12 protein-coding genes are annotated in these 14,384 nt (G+C 63.3%); 8 read left to right on the forward strand and 4 right to left on the reverse strand.

What is annotated here, in order from left to right; all coding sequences use genetic code 11:
- Positions 1-8: 8 nt before the first annotated feature.
- The 4 genes from P0Y58_16765 to P0Y58_16780 form a co-directional block, all read right to left on the reverse strand.
- Positions 9-1,718: an FAD-dependent oxidoreductase gene (locus tag P0Y58_16765; GenBank protein ID WEK28558.1), complete on the reverse strand. Its 1,710-nt coding sequence runs from the start codon at positions 1,716-1,718 to the stop codon at positions 9-11.
- 90 nt (positions 1,719-1,808) lie between these two features.
- A complete protein-coding gene (locus tag P0Y58_16770) occupies positions 1,809-2,996 on the reverse strand; it encodes an acyl-CoA dehydrogenase family protein (protein ID WEK28559.1) in 1,188 nt (395 codons plus the stop codon).
- 132 nt (positions 2,997-3,128) lie between these two features.
- Positions 3,129-4,724, reverse strand: a complete 1,596-nt coding sequence (locus P0Y58_16775; protein WEK28560.1) for an amidase family protein — start codon at positions 4,722-4,724, stop codon at positions 3,129-3,131.
- A gap of 62 nt (positions 4,725-4,786) precedes the next feature.
- Positions 4,787-6,223, reverse strand: a complete 1,437-nt coding sequence (locus P0Y58_16780; GenBank protein WEK28561.1) for an aldehyde dehydrogenase family protein — start codon at positions 6,221-6,223, stop codon at positions 4,787-4,789.
- Positions 6,224-6,440: 217 nt separating this feature from the next.
- Here P0Y58_16780 and P0Y58_16785 point away from each other — a divergent pair, with 217 nt between their 5' ends.
- The 8 genes from P0Y58_16785 to P0Y58_16820 all read left to right on the forward strand — a co-directional run bounded on the left by P0Y58_16785 (position 6,441) and on the right by P0Y58_16820 (position 14,339).
- Positions 6,441-7,421: a flavin reductase gene (locus P0Y58_16785; GenBank protein ID WEK28562.1), complete on the forward strand. Its 981-nt coding sequence runs from the start codon at positions 6,441-6,443 to the stop codon at positions 7,419-7,421.
- Between the two features lie 42 nt (positions 7,422-7,463).
- Entirely contained in the window at positions 7,464-8,237 is a 774-nt protein-coding gene (locus P0Y58_16790; GenBank protein WEK28563.1) for a glucose 1-dehydrogenase, read from the forward strand.
- A gap of 68 nt (positions 8,238-8,305) precedes the next feature.
- Positions 8,306-9,097, forward strand: a complete 792-nt coding sequence (locus P0Y58_16795) for a fumarylacetoacetate hydrolase family protein (protein ID WEK28564.1) — start codon at positions 8,306-8,308, stop codon at positions 9,095-9,097.
- Between the two features lie 38 nt (positions 9,098-9,135).
- The gene (locus P0Y58_16800; protein WEK28565.1) at positions 9,136-10,065 is read left to right on the forward strand and encodes an acetaldehyde dehydrogenase (acetylating); all 930 of its coding nucleotides are present in this window, start codon (positions 9,136-9,138) and stop codon (positions 10,063-10,065) included.
- Positions 10,066-10,075: 10 nt separating this feature from the next.
- Complete coding sequence (dmpG, locus tag P0Y58_16805) at positions 10,076-11,107, forward strand: 4-hydroxy-2-oxovalerate aldolase (GenBank protein WEK28566.1); 1,032 nt, start codon at positions 10,076-10,078, stop codon at positions 11,105-11,107.
- 67 nt (positions 11,108-11,174) lie between these two features.
- Positions 11,175-12,500, forward strand: a complete 1,326-nt coding sequence (locus tag P0Y58_16810; GenBank protein ID WEK28567.1) for an MFS transporter — start codon at positions 11,175-11,177, stop codon at positions 12,498-12,500.
- Positions 12,501-12,632: 132 nt separating this feature from the next.
- Positions 12,633-13,382 carry an electron transfer flavoprotein subunit beta/FixA family protein gene (locus P0Y58_16815; protein ID WEK28568.1) on the forward strand — a complete coding sequence of 250 codons (750 nt, stop codon included), beginning with the start codon at positions 12,633-12,635 and terminating at the stop codon, positions 13,380-13,382.
- Positions 13,383-14,339: an FAD-binding protein gene (locus tag P0Y58_16820; protein WEK28569.1), complete on the forward strand. Its 957-nt coding sequence runs from the start codon at positions 13,383-13,385 to the stop codon at positions 14,337-14,339. It begins immediately after the preceding gene.
- The last annotated feature ends 45 nt before the right edge of the window (positions 14,340-14,384 follow it).

Below are 14,384 nucleotides of genomic sequence, written 5' to 3' on the forward strand. Positions count from 1 at the left end.
ACAACTCCTCAACGATTGGCAGCAATGTGATGGGCCGCGATATAGCCGAACGTCATGGCCGGGCCCAAGGTCCCGCCCGCGCCGGGATAACTGGTGCCCATGACCGACGCCGAGCAGTTGCCAATGGCATACAGGCCGGGAATGACCTCGCCGTCCTGGCTCACCACCTGCGCGTGTTCGTTGGTCAAGAGGCCACCTTTGGTACCGATATCGCCAGCGTCCAGGCGCATCGCGTAGTACGGCCCTTTGCTCAGGGGCGCCAGGCATGGGTTGGGTTTCACGTTGCTGTCGCCGTAGTAACGGTCGAACACGTTGCCGCCACGGCCGAAGTCGGCATCGACGCCGCTGCGGGCGTAGGCGTTCATTTTCTGCACGGTCTGCTCGAGCCCTGCGCGGTCTACGCCGATCTGCGCCGCCAGCGCAGCCGGGCTGTCAGCCTTGAAGTACAAAGTATTGAGCCATTCCTTGCGCAGTCGGCTGTCGGGCATGACCTGGGCCGGCATCAACGGCCCCATGGCATAGTTGAAGCGGAAATGGCCGTCGAAGATCACCCAGCACGGGATCGATTTGCCACCGGTGTGCTGGTTGTCGCGGTACATGGCGTCGACAAATTCCAGGTATGGCGCCGCCTCATTGACAAAGCGCCGGCCCAGGCTGTTGACCACGATGGCACCCGGGAACGCCCGTTCGGCAAATACTCCACGCGGTTTCTCTTCGCCGGGCACGCTAATGGTCGGCGCCCACCAGGCCCAGTCCATCAGAGCGGTCGCCGCGCCCAGTTCGAGACCGGCTTGCAACGCCGCACCGGTGTTGTTGCCCGGCGGCGTGGCGCTCCAGTCACGCAGGGTCGGCTGCGGTAAATAGCGCTCGCGCAAAGCCTGGTTCTGCTCAAAGCCCCCGGAGCCGAAGATCACCGCATGGCGGGCATGCAGCTGCAGCGTCTGCCCGTCACGACAAACCTGCATGCCAATGACCCGCCCATTGTCGGTGATCAGGTTCTGGAAGTCGGTGTTCAACCACAGTGGAATGTTTCGGTCCATCAGCGAGCGGCGCAACGAGGCGACCAGCGCACTGCCCAAGGCGGCGCGGCGGTCGCGCCGGCTCTTGCGGCGCCATTTGAAGTCGAGCTTGTAGCGCAGCATCAAGCCGAGAATCAGCAGGCGCCAGCCAAACGAGCGTGACATGGCCTTGTGCGCGTGCCGCGCGGTCCAGGCAATGCGCCCCATCAGCAGCGTCGAAGGTGACGGCGTGCGCAGGTTGGCCAGCTCATTACCCAGGAGGCTGGTATCGAACAGTTCCGGGTCGAGGGTGCGACCACCGGCCAGCGAGCCTGGCAGTTGCGGATAGTAGTCCGGGTACTTTGCCGCCACGGCGTAACGCACATGGCTGTTGTCCACCAGGGCACGGATCATCTGCGGCGCGTGTTTGACATAGGCACGCAAGCGCTGGTCATCGCCATGCTCACCGGTGGCAGCTTTGAGGTACTGCAGGGCCAGATCGACACTGTCGCGGCCACCTTTGGCGGCGAAGTAGTGGTTATTGGGGATCCAGATGCCGCCGCCGGAGATCGCCGATGTACCGCCGAACTTGTCGCTTTTCTCGACAACCAGTACCGATAGACCCTGTTCGGCAGCAAACAGCGCCGAGGTCATCGCACCGGCACCGGAGCCGACGACGATCACGTCGTAGTGTGAAACAGGCTGAGCGTTAGCTGTCATTGTTGTTGTGCCTTGGCTGTGATCGGAAATATCCCGGCGTGCCGGCCAGGGGTGCGCAGGCCCGGGCCTGCAGCCAGGCCCGGGCACGGCTCATACGTAGGGATCAGGGTTGGGCAGGCCCAGTTGCACGGCGCCAAGGCTGCGGCTGAAGGCCATGTAGTTGTTGGCGATATGCCCGCGCGCCTGGTGCAGGTCGCGGAACAGGCGCGCCACCGGGTTGGTGTTGTACAGCCCGGAAGCGGCCATGCAGCGCAGCAGTTCGTTGACCTTCTCGGCGCAGATATTGGTGACGTAGGACGATTGGTAGCGGTACAGCAGGCGGGTTTCCACGTCCGGGTACTCGCCCGCTTCGGCCAGCGTCATCAGGTGCGCGTAGTTGCGCTCCAGCACCAGTCGCAGGCTGTCGACAATGATTGTCGCCTCCGCTACGGTGGTTTGCGCCACCGGGTCGTCGGCGGTTTTCATGCCGTGCTTGCCGATGTGCGCCGCGGCATTGGCGCGAAATTCGTTGATCGCCCCTTGCAAGGCACCGATGGCCGATGAGGACACCGCGCGCGTGAACACCTGGGCGAAAGGAATGGCATAGATCGGGTTGGTGTTGACCAGGCGTCCGGGCGTGGCTTCAAGCGTGCAGTTGTTGGTGCGTTGCACGCGGTGTGCCGGCACGAAGGCATCTTCGACGACAATGTCGTGGCTGCCGGTGCCGCGCAGGCCCAGCACGTCCCAGTTGTGCTCGATACGGTAGTCGCTGCGCGGGATCAGAAAGGTGCCGTGCTCCGCTGCCAGGTCGCCATCGGCGGGCAGCACACCGCCGAGGAAGCACCATTGGCAGTGCTCGCTACCGCTGGAAAAGCCCCAACGACCGCTGATGCGATAGCCGCCTTCAACCACGGTTACCTTGGCCACGGGCATGTAGGTGGACGAGATCAGGGTGGTATGGTCCTGGCCCCATACATCGCGCTGGGCCTCGATCGGGTAACGCGCCAGTTGCCAGGGGTGTACGCCCATCACGCCATAAATCCACGCCGTGGACATGCAGCCTTCGGCGAGGATCATCTGGATTTCGAAAAAAGTCCGCGGATCGACTTCGTAACCACCAAACGCACGTGGTTGCAGGGCACGCAACAAGCCTGCCTGTTGCAATTCGAAAATCGTTTCGTCAGGTACCCGGAACTCGCGGTCAGCGCGCGCGGTGCGGCTTTTGAGGGCGGGTACCAGGCGCCGGGCGCGTTCCAGCAGTTCGATTTCATCCTGCGTTTTCTCTCGCATGCTGTCCATCCGTTCGTTCTCCCAATCTCGTTGCGCGGTTGCGCGAGTCTTGGTGGATGATCGAATGCAGCAGGCGAATATTCATCGTCAAAGCGGACTAGAGAAACGTGGTACGGCGCCGTCCCTGGCGCCTTTTCAGGCTCAGATCGCGGCGCGCCTGGCGGCCCACGGGCGGTCCTGTTCCAGCTGCGAGGCCAGGCGCAGCAGCACGTCTTCACCGCCAAGGCGGGCGGTGAACATCATGCCCACCGGCAGGCCACTGTCGCTCATGCCCAGCGGCAAGGAAATGGCCGGCTGGCCGCTGACGTTGGCCAGCACGGTGAACGCGGCACTGCCCATGGCCTTGCGGGCGTAACTTTCGTAGGGCTGGTTGAGCGAGAGCTCGCCCAGGGCCGGCGTCAGGCTGGCGGTGACCGGGGACAGGATCACATCAAAACGCTCGAACTGCTGTTCCATGGCCATGCTGATGTCTTCGAACGCGTGCCGGGCGCGTACTACGCCCTCACCCGTGGCCTTCGCTGCACGCTCCAGCACACCAAAGGTGATGATTTCCAGGTCCTGCGGCCCCAACGCGCGGCCCAGGGCTTTCTCCCGGTCGTTGACCGTGACCAGCAACGAGTTGCCGATGGCCACGCCGTGGGCGCCGAACAGCTGCTGGGCCTGAATCGGCAAGCGCAGTTCATCCACCTCGTGGCCGAGGCCCAGCAGTTGCTTGACAGTGTCTTCCAGAACCTTGGCAATTGCCGGGTCCAGCGGCGCCCCGGTCAGCGATTCGCGCACCAGCGCGACCCGCAAACGGCCGGGATCACGGCCCAGCTCCTCGACGTAGGGGCGTACCAGCGGCAGGCTCCAATACGGGCTACCGGGTTCGTGCCCCTGGCCAGCATCGAGAAACAACGCGGTATCGCGCACGCTGTGCGACACCGTGTTGGCGACACTGGCACCAAACGAGCCTTCAAGGCGCGCCGGCCCGCTTGGCGTGCGGTAGCGCGTCGGCTTGAGGCCGACCAGCCCGCAGTAGGACGCCGGGATCCGGATTGAGCCGCCACCATCGGTGGCATGGGCGACCGGGACGATACCAGCGGCCACCGCCGCGGCAGAACCACCGGACGAGCCACCCGCGCTCAACGCCAGATTCCAGGGGTTGCGGGTTTGCCCCCATGCCAGCGACTCGGTGGTGGTGGTCAGGCCGAACTCCGGGCTGGTGGCTTTACCGAAAGGCACTGCCCCGGCGGTTTCATAACGGCGGATCAAGGTGCTGGTAACGCTCGACGGTGGTGCATCCTTGAACAGCCGGCTGCCGTTGCTGGTGGTCGTGCCCTGCAAGTAGGTGTTGAGGTCCTTGAGCAGGATGGGCACGCCCGCGAGCGAGCCCTGGGTCAGGGTGCCGGCCTTCTGCCTGGCCACCAGCAACGCGCGGGCATAATCGTCATGGCGCATGTTGACTGCGTTGATCTTCGGGTTGACCAGGTCACAACGGGCAAAAGCTGCGCCGAGCAACTCTTCGGCACTGAAGTGGCCGGCCTGCAAGCCCTTGGCCATGGCCCAGGCATCCAGCCCCAGGTAGTCGCTGGCCGACAAGCCGCCAGCGGCCCGGGCATCGGCAAAGCGCCCCAACAACCCGACGCCCAGCGCCACCGCGCCGGCTTTGAGCACCTGGCGTCGCGGCCATCCGTCAGCGGCGTCGGCACCCGCCGCAGCAAGTGTGTCGGCCAGTGGCAATGCGTTTTTTTCCATGTGCAGAATTCCGTTTTTTATTGTGTCTGTTCGACTCGCTCAGCGCGCGCCGGTTTCCCCGCTCAGTCCGGGGTGATCTGCGCTTTCATCGCGGCCAGGAAGTGTTCGCTGTACGGCGGCAGCAGGCCCCATTCACCGCGCGGGTCATGCTCGGGCGCCTTGAGTACGGTGCGCAGGTGGCTGAATTCGATAAAGCCTTCGCGACCGTGATAGTGCCCCATCCCTGACCCGCCGACACCGCCGAACGGGGCATCATGCAAGGCGGCATGCATCATCACGTCGTTGAGGGTGACCCCGCCCGACAGGGTGTGCTCCAGCACGTGGCGCTGCTCCTCGGGGTCGTTGCCGAAGTAGTAAAGGGCCAAGGGCCGCGGGCGGCCGTTGATCTCGGCAATGACCTGGTCAACGTCATCAAAGGGCAGCACCACCATTGCCGGGCCGAATATTTCTTCATGCAGGATCAGGCTGCCATGGGGCGGGTCGATCACCAGTTGCAACGGTCGACGGCGGTTCTGCTCATCAGCCGCTTGCGCGTAGGGCAGGCTTACTACCCGGGCACCGGCTTGCGACGCCTGCTGAACCAGCGTCTCAACACGGGACAGGTGCTGGGCATTGACCACCGCGACCACGTCCGGGTTGTCGCTCACCTCAGGGATGAACTGGCGGTAAGCGCTGGCAAAGGCCTCAAGAAAGCTTTCCAGCTGCTCGCGTGGTACGTAGACCAGGTCCGGGTTGATGCACACCTGGCCACTGTTGGTGGTCTTGGAAAGCGCAATACGAAAGGCGGCAGTACCCAGGTCGGCACTGCGCGCGACGATGACCGGCGACTTCCCACCCAGTTCCAGCGTCAAAGGCACCAGGTGCTCGGCCGCATTGCGCATCACGGACTTGGCCACCGCGGTACTGCCGGTAAACACCAGGTGGTCGAACGGCTGCCCGGTAAAGGCCTGGGCCAGGTCGGCACCACCGGTGACGACAGCCACTTCGAGCGGATCGAACCGCTCGGCAAACAGCTTGGCTACCAGCGCAGCAGTGCGTGGCACCACCTCCGAAGGTTTGAGAATCGCCCGGTTACCCGCCGCCAGCGCCGAACCCAGGGGGCTGAGCAAGGTATACAGCGGGGCGTTCCAGGTGCCCAGAATGCCCACCGTACCCTTGGGCTGATACATCACCCAGGCCTCGGCGCCCAGCTGATCGTAGGGGCTGAATACGGGCCGCGGCTCATCCTGCATCCATCCTTCGAGGTGGTCGCGCGCGTGCTTGAGCGAGCCGAGCGAACCCAGCACATCGTTCATCAACGAGAAACCCTGGGGGCGGCCACCAAAGTCGGCATCCATCGCCTCGGCCAGCGCTTCGTGGTGCGCCACCAGCATGTCGATCACCCGCTGGATCCGCGCACGGCGCTCCACGGCAGTGACGGCCCCTTGAGCGTTGAACGCGGCCTTTTGTTCACGCAGCAAGGCCGACAGCGTGTCGACGGAAGAATTTGCACAACTCATTGGTGCCTCCTCAACTGAACAAGGGCCAGCATGTCGCCTCTGTGCCCACCATGGCCGTCGTTGCACGACGTCCTGCCCCGCAAACTAGCCCCAGACCCCGGAGCCCGCCTCGTCCAAGTGGACGATCAGGCCAAAAACGTTAGTCCGTTGAGACGATGTAAAGCCCCGTGGCGCTGGGAATACTGCCAGCACGCACATTCATTCCATGAGGCCCATCATGGCAACGCCCGCCTGTTTCGACCCTCAAGCGTTTCGCGCCGCACTCGGCACCTTTACCACGGGAGTGACCATCATCACGACCCAGGCTGAAGATGGCTCGCCGGTTGGCATCACCGCCAACAGCTTCAACTCGGTCTCGCTCAACCCACCGCTGGTGCTCTGGAGTCTGTCCAAGAATGCCCGCAGTCTGCCGATGTTCAGCGGTGGTCGCCACTGGAACGTGCACGTTTTGTCGACCGAACAGGAATCCCTGTCTGGACGCTTTGCCCGCCAGGGTGAAGACAAGTTTTCCGAAATCCAGCTCGACAGCGGCATCAGCGAGGCACCGTTGCTGCAAGACTGTACGGCGCGCTTCCAGTGCCGAACGGCCTTCCAGTACGAAGGTGGCGACCATGTCATCTTCGTCGGCGAAGTGCTCGCCTTCGACCATAGCGACCGTGCCCCGCTGGCCTTCCAGAGTGGGCAGTACGCCCTGGCAATGCGCAAGCCGCGCAACGAGCTGCGCCTGGCCACTACCCCGCCACCGCCCGAATGCAGTTACACCGAAGATTTGCTCGGCTACCTGCTCGGCCGTTCGCACTACCAGATGCTGTTCGCACTGCGCCGCCTGCTGAAGAACCAGCAGCTCGATGAACACGCGTTCTTCATCCTCTCCACCCTGTGCATACGGGACAACATGACCCTGGAAGAGATCAACGCCTACGTCGGCTACACCGGTCATGTGGTGAGTGCCACAAGCATGCGCTTTCTCGAACGCCAGAACCTGGTCGCCCGTGAACTTGATAACGACCAGGTCCGCTATGTGCTGACAGCCGACGGGCGGGAGGCTTCGCTGCAGGAGGTGGCCCTGGCCAAAGCTGTCGAGGAAGACATTTCTGCCCGTCTTGGCGCCGGTGACAGCCAGGCGCTCAAGGTGTTGCTCAAGCGCCTTATCGCCACTTCCGATCCGGGCTTGCCAGACCTGTGGGCGCCGCGTTGAGCGCTGTGACTTCCCTCAACCATTAGAACAACAAGGACAGCCATGAGCATTCTGCAACGCTTCAACCTCACTGGCAGTGTCGCCATTGTCACCGGCAGCGGCCGTGGCATCGGTCGTGCCATTGCCCTGGCCTACGCCGATGCCGGCGCTGATGTGGTCTGCAGCGCCCGTTCGCTGGCAGATGTCGAGGCCGTCGCCGAAGAGGTGCGCAGCCGAGGGCGGCGCGCCCTGGCCTTGAGCTGCGATGTCACCGACAGCGAACAGCGCAGTGCCCTGGTCGCCAACGCCGCGCAACAGCTGGGGCGCATCACCCATCTGGTCAACAATGCTGGTGGCGGGGGCCCCAACGACCCGCTGAAGATGAGCCCGCAAGACTTCGAGCAGGTGTTGAGCTTCAACGTCAGCGCCGCCTACGCCCTTTCACAGCTGTGCGTACCCCTGATGCGCGACGCCGGGGGCGGCAACATCATCAACATCACCTCGGTCGCCGCCCGTTACGCCCAGCGCCATTTCAGCGCCTACGGTACTGCCAAGGCTGCGCTGACTCACCTGACGCGCCTGCTGGCACAAGAGTTCGCGCCGCAAATCCGGGTCAATGCGGTGTCGCCGGGGCCAATCCTGACCGACGCGCTGGCCGGGGTCATGCCCGAGGCCATGCGCAAGACGATGGAGTGCAACACCCCGCTCAAATGCCTGGGTCAACCAGAGGACATCGCCGCTGCTGCCCTGTACCTGGCAAGCCCTGCTTCGGCGTGGGTCACCGGCAAGATAATCGATGTCGATGGCGGCGCCGATTCCAGTGTCTGGCCGGGCTGAGGCCTTGTTGCCGGGCGTGCCTGCAGGTGGCCCGGCCTGTTATCCACTTGCCACAGAGCGACCTCCCTATGGATGCGCAACTGATTGAAACACTGGGCGACGAGCTGTTCCACGCCCTGAACGCACGCCAGAGCCTGCCCCCGCTGACCCAGCGTTACCCGGCCATCAGCCTTGACGATGCGTACCGGATTTCCCTGCGGTTTCTGGCGCGTCGCGAAGCGCTGGGCGAGCAAGTGATCGGCAAGAAAATCGGGGTTACCAGCCGCGCCGTGCAAGAAATGCTCGATGTGCATCAGCCCGATTTTGGTTTTCTGACCAACCGCATGCAGGTCGCCGATGGCAGCGACGTCAGCTTTGCTGCCCACCACTTGGTACAGCCACGAGCCGAAGGCGAGATTGCCTTTGTACTGGGCGAAGACCTGCAAGGTACCGACATCAGTGCCGACGATGTGCTGGCGGCCAGTGAATGGGTGATGCCGTGCTTCGAGATTGTCGACTCGCGTATCGAGAACTGGCAGATCCGCATTCAGGACACCGTTGCCGACAACGCTTCATGCGGTGTTTTCGCCCTTGGCCGACAGCGCGTCAATCCGCGTGAACTTGACCTGGCCAAGGTCCAGTTGCACCTGTTCAAGAATGGTCTGCCGGTGGGCAGCGGCCTGGGCTCGGCGGTGCAAGGCCATCCCTGCGCCGCCGTGGCCTGGCTGGCCAACACCCTGGGTCGACTGGGGATCCCGTTTCGCAAGGGCGAAATCATCCTGTCCGGCGCCCTCGCGCCGCTGGTACCGGTCGTCCCGGGTGACTTCGTCAGCCTGTCGCTGAGCGGCATGGGCGAGATGCACCTGCACTTCGTGCCCTGAACCTGCGGCCGCTCCTTCTTCCGATCGAGAACAATGCCATGAGTAAAAAGATCAAATGCGCCCTCATCGGGCCCGGCAACATCGGCACCGACCTGCTGTACAAGCTAAAGCGCAGTGAAGTACTGGAGCCCGTCTGGATGGTGGGTATCGACGCCACCTCCGAAGGCCTGGCCCGCGCCGCCGCGCTGGGCCTGAAAACCACCAGCGAGGGCGTCGACGGCCTGCTGCCGCATGTAGTGGAAGACGGCATCCAGATCGCCTTCGATGCCACCTCCGCGTATGTGCATGCCGAGAACAGCCGCAAGCTCAATGCCCTGGGTGTGTTGATGATCGACCTGACGCCGGCGGCCATCGGCCCCTATTGCGTGCCACCGGTCAACCTCAAGCACAACCTTGGCCTGGGCGCGATGAACGTCAACATGGTGACCTGTGGCGGTCAGGCCACCATCCCGTTGGTGGCCGCGGTGTCCAGCGTGCAGCCAGTGGACTATGCCGAGATCATCGCCACGGCGGCGTCGAAATCGGTCGGCCCGGGCACGCGCAAGAACATCGACGAATTCACCCGCACCACCGCGGCGGCCGTGGAACAGGTTGGCGGCGCGAAACAGGGCAAGGCGATCATCATCGTCAACCCCGCCGAGCCCCCGCTGATCATGCGCGACACCGTGCACTGCCTGACCGAAACCGAGCCTGACCAGGCGGCCATCACCGCCGCGATTGCCGACATGATCAAGCAAGTCCAGCGCTATGTGCCCGGCTACAAGCTGGTCAACGGCCCGGTGTTCGACGGCAACCGGGTGTCGATTTTCATGGAAGTCGAAGGCCTGGGCGACTACCTGCCCAAATATGCCGGCAACCTCGACATCATGACCGCCGCCGCCGCGCGCACCGCCGAGATGTTTGCCGAAGCAATGCTCAAAGGCGACCTGACCCTGCGTGCCAGCACCCCACAACCCGCCATCGCCTAAGGAGCGCGCCATGGACCTTCACGGCAAATCCATCACCGTCCACGACATGTGCCTGCGTGACGGCATGCACCCCAAACGCCACCAGATCACCCTTCAGCAGATGAAAGACATTGCCTGTGGCCTGGACGCCGCCGGTGTCCCGTTGATCGAGGTGACCCATGGCGATGGCCTGGGGGGCAGTTCGCTGAACTATGGTTTCCCGGCGCACAGCGACGAGGCGTATTTGTCGGCGGTCATCCCGCTGATGAAAAAAGCCAAGGTCTCGGCACTGTTACTACCGGGCATCGGCACGGTCGATCACCTGCAGATGGCCTTTGATCTGGGCGTCAACACCATTCGGGTTGCCACCCACTGCACGGAAGCAGACGTGTCCGAACAGCACCTTGGCGCGGCCCGCAAGCTGGGCATGGACGCCGTCGGGTTCCTGATGATGGCCCATATGAACAGCCCGCAAGGCCTGGTCACCCAGGGCAAGCTGATGGAAAGCTACGGTGCCAATTGCATCTACATCACCGATTCGGCCGGCTACCTGCTGCCCCATGACGTCAGCGCGCGGGTCGCAGCGCTGCGTGCAGCGCTCAAGCCTGAAACTGAAATCGGCTTCCACGGCCATCACAACCTGTCGATGGGCGTGTCCAACTCGATTGCGGCCATTGCCGCTGGCGCCACCCGTATCGATGCCGCGTGCGCAGGCTTGGGCGCGGGTGCCGGCAATACCCCCATGGAAGTGCTGGTGGCCGTCTGCGACCGCATGGGCATTGAAACTGGCGTGAGTGTCTTTGGTATCCAGGATGTTGCCGAAGACCTGGTGGTGCCGATCATGGACTTTCCGATCCGTAGCGACCGCGATGCCCTGACCATGGGCTATGCAGGTGTCTACGGCTCGTTCCTGCTGTTTGCCAAGCGTGCCGAGAAAAAGTACGGCGTCCCGGCGCGGGAAATTCTTGTCGAGATGGGCCGGCGCGGCATGGTCGGCGGGCAGGAAGACATGATCGAAGACACCGCGATGACCCTGGCCAGGCAACGCCAAGCCAGCGCCTGACCGCTTCACGGGGCCCAGGCACAGCCTGGGCCATTGTCCTCCTCTGCGGTTTGACCGGGAGTCATCCATGAGCAGTTTGCATCCTCAACCCATCGGCTGGCGCAGCCATGGTCTGCTGTTTGTGCTCGCGATGATGTACGCCGATAACTTTGTCGGGCGGCAGATCATTGCCGTGATGATCGAACCGCTCAAACAAGAGTTCGGTGCCAGCGACACCGCCATGGGCCTGGTCTCTGGCCTGGCCTTCGCTGCCGTCTATGTGCTGCTGGGCCTGCCTGCCGGGCGCCTGGCCGACCGCCTGCCACGCACACGCCTGCTGGCCATCACCTGCCTGTTGTGGGCGCTGGCCACCGTGGCCTGCGGCCTGTCCACCAGCTTTGCGATGCTGGTGATCGCGCGCATGGCGGTGGCGGTATTCGAGTCGCCGAGCACCTCGACTTCGATGTCGATCATCGCCGATATCTACCCACCGCACCGGCGTTCTTTCGCCATCAGTTGCTACACCGCCGCGCCGACGTTTTCCACCATCATCGCCCTCAGTGCCGGCGCCTGGGTGGTCGACCAGTATGGCTGGCGCAGCGCTTTTTTTGCCGTCGCCCTGCCCTCCCTGCTGATCAGCACGGTGTTTGCCTTTGTGATGCGCGACCCGGTACGCGGGCGCTTCGACCTCCCCCATGGCCACGCCAGCCAGGCTGCACCGGCCATTCAAAGCCTGCTGGGCAGCGCACGTGCACTCATGGCGCAACCGGCCTACCGTTGCCTGGTGCTGGCGTGCGGTATCACCACCTTCAGCGCCTACGCCTTCGCCATGTGGAATGCCAGCTTTCTGGTGCGCTCGCATGACCTGCCGCTGCACTACGCCGGCCTCCTGGCCGGCCTGGTCGGCGGCACCTTTGCCGGGTTAGGGGCCCTGCTCAGTGGTTGGCTGACTGACCGCCTGGTGATCAGGAGCCAGCAGTGGCAAATCGGCATTCCGCTCATCGGCCATGTGCTCGGCAATTGCGCGTTGATCATCTACCTGCTGTGGCCGCGTGACATCCTGCTGTATGCGGGTGTGGTTCCGGTACCCAGCGCGATGCTCTGGTGTGCGCTGGGCAGCTTTTTCTCGGTGTGGTGGGTCGGCCCGTGCTTCTCGTTGTTGACCCAGTTGGTGCCCGCCCACCGCCGTGCGACTGCCGTCGCCCTGCAGACGATCATTTCGACCTTGTGCGGGGTCGGTATCGGCCCGTTGGCCACCGGGCTACTGAGCGATGCACTGATGCCGGTGCTGGCGGACGAGTCGCTGCGCTACGCCCTGCTGCTGGTCAGTCTTACCATCGTCATACCGATCGTTCTGCTCTGGCGTACCTATCAGCACCTGACCGCCCCCTCGCAGCTTTCCGCCTATGCCTGAATCCTGCGCACTGTCGCCAGGGAACGCCGATCAACTAGTTGAAACGGACGATCCACCCGCACACGCCCTACGTTACCGTCATTGTCAGACACCCACCGCGCCGCGTTCGCACTATCAATGACTGGAGAGCTTATGAGGATACTGGTAAGCGTCAAACGAGTGGTCGACTACAACGTCAAGGTTCGCGTCAAAGCGGACAACTCCGGCGTCGACCTTGCTAACGTCAAGATGTCCATGAACCCCTTCTGCGAAATCGCCGTGGAAGCAGCCGTGCGCTTGAAAGAGGCAGGCATTGCGAGCGAAATCGTCGTCGTCTCTGTCGGCCCCACCACTGCCCAGGAGCAACTGCGTACCGCCCTTGCTCTGGGGGCTGACCGCGCGATCCTGGTAGAAGCCTCAGACGAGCTGAACTCCCTGGCGGTGGCCAAGGCGCTGAAGGCCGTTGTCGACAAGGAGCAGCCGCAGCTGGTCATCCTTGGCAAGCAGGCCATCGACAGCGACAACAACCAGACCGGCCAGATGCTGGCCGCGCTGACCGGCTACGCACAGGGCACCTTCGCCTCCAAGGTCGAAGTCGCTGGCGACAAGCTGAACGTCACCCGTGAAATCGATGGCGGCCTGCAGACCGTATCGCTGAACCTGCCAGCCATCGTCACCACCGACCTGCGCCTGAACGAGCCACGCTATGCGTCGCTGCCGAACATCATGAAGGCCAAGAAAAAGCCACTGGAAACCGTTACTCCAGATGCGCTGGGCGTTTCCCTCGCCTCCACCAACAAGACCCTGAAGGTTGAAGCCCCCGCCTCCCGCAGCGCGGGCATCAAGGTCAAATCGGTGGCCGAACTGGTCGAGAAGCTGAAGAACGAAGCGAAGGTAATCTGAATGACTATCCTGGTTGTCGCTGACCTTCTACAAGGTCCTGAAAACGGTGCCGTAGCGCCGGCCACCCTGAACACTGTCGCTGCAGCCGCCAAAATTGGTGGTGAGGTACACGTGCTGGTCGCAGGCCAGAACGTTGGTGGCGTTGCTGAAGCCGCTGCCAAGATCGCGGGTGTGGCCAAGGTGCTGGTTGCCGATAACGCCACCTACGCTCACGCGTTGCCGGAGAACGTCGCACCGCTGATCGTTGCTCTTGTTGGACAAGGCGGGGCCAACGGTTACAGCCACGTGTTGGCCCCGGCCACCACCAACGGCAAGAACATCCTGCCGCGGGTTGCCGCGTTGCTGGACGTGGATCAGATCTCCGAGATCATCTCGGTCGAGTCCGCCGACACCTTCAAGCGCCCGATCTATGCCGGTAACGCCATTGCCATCGTGCAATCGAGCGCTTCGGTCAAGGTCATCACCGTGCGTACCACCGGCTTCGACCCTGTGGCTGCTGAAGGTGGTTCGGCCGTTGTTGAAACGGTTGGCGTTGCGCACAACGCTGGCATTTCGGCCTTTGTTGGTGAAAAGTTGGCCAAGTCCGACCGCCCTGAGCTGACCGCTGCCAAGATCGTCGTTTCCGGCGGCCGTGGCATGGGCAACGGTGACAACTTCAAGCACCTGTACAGCCTGGCCGACAAGCTCGGCGCTGCCGTCGGTGCCTCGCGTGCTGCAGTCGACGCAGGCTTTGTGCCGAACGACATGCAGGTCGGCCAGACCGGCAAGATCGTTGCGCCGCAGCTGTACATCGCCGTCGGTATCTCCGGCGCGATCCAGCACCTGGCCGGCATGAAAGACTCCAAAGTGATCGTTGCGATCAACAAGGACGAAGAAGCGCCGATCTTCCAGGTGGCCGACTACGGCCTGGTTGCCGACCTGCTCGAAGCGGTTCCGGAGCTGGAAAAGCTGGTCTGAGCCCTCTGCTTCGTTGTTGAAATAGCCCGGTGCTCTTACAAAGGA

This window comes from Candidatus Pseudomonas phytovorans (assembly GCA_029202525.1).
Classification (GTDB): Bacteria; Pseudomonadota; Gammaproteobacteria; order Pseudomonadales; family Pseudomonadaceae; genus Aquipseudomonas; species Aquipseudomonas phytovorans.

What these genes read in the sequence shown, in the direction of transcription:
- P0Y58_16765 (WEK28558.1), bottom strand. Translation starts at nt 1,718, where the DNA reads ATGACAGCTAACGCTCAGCCTGTTTCACACTACGACGTGATCGTCGTC.
- P0Y58_16770 (WEK28559.1), bottom strand. Translation starts at nt 2,996, where the DNA reads ATGGACAGCATGCGAGAGAAAACGCAGGATGAAATCGAACTGCTGGAA.
- P0Y58_16775 (WEK28560.1), bottom strand. Translation starts at nt 4,724, where the DNA reads ATGGAAAAAAACGCATTGCCACTGGCCGACACACTTGCTGCGGCGGGT.
- P0Y58_16780 (WEK28561.1), bottom strand. Translation starts at nt 6,223, where the DNA reads ATGAGTTGTGCAAATTCTTCCGTCGACACGCTGTCGGCCTTGCTGCGT.
- P0Y58_16785 (WEK28562.1), top strand. Translation starts at nt 6,441, where the DNA reads ATGGCAACGCCCGCCTGTTTCGACCCTCAAGCGTTTCGCGCCGCACTC.
- P0Y58_16790 (WEK28563.1), top strand. Translation starts at nt 7,464, where the DNA reads ATGAGCATTCTGCAACGCTTCAACCTCACTGGCAGTGTCGCCATTGTC.
- P0Y58_16795 (WEK28564.1), top strand. Translation starts at nt 8,306, where the DNA reads ATGGATGCGCAACTGATTGAAACACTGGGCGACGAGCTGTTCCACGCC.
- P0Y58_16800 (WEK28565.1), top strand. Translation starts at nt 9,136, where the DNA reads ATGAGTAAAAAGATCAAATGCGCCCTCATCGGGCCCGGCAACATCGGC.
- dmpG (WEK28566.1), top strand. Translation starts at nt 10,076, where the DNA reads ATGGACCTTCACGGCAAATCCATCACCGTCCACGACATGTGCCTGCGT.
- P0Y58_16810 (WEK28567.1), top strand. Translation starts at nt 11,175, where the DNA reads ATGAGCAGTTTGCATCCTCAACCCATCGGCTGGCGCAGCCATGGTCTG.
- P0Y58_16815 (WEK28568.1), top strand. Translation starts at nt 12,633, where the DNA reads ATGAGGATACTGGTAAGCGTCAAACGAGTGGTCGACTACAACGTCAAG.
- P0Y58_16820 (WEK28569.1), top strand. Translation starts at nt 13,383, where the DNA reads ATGACTATCCTGGTTGTCGCTGACCTTCTACAAGGTCCTGAAAACGGT.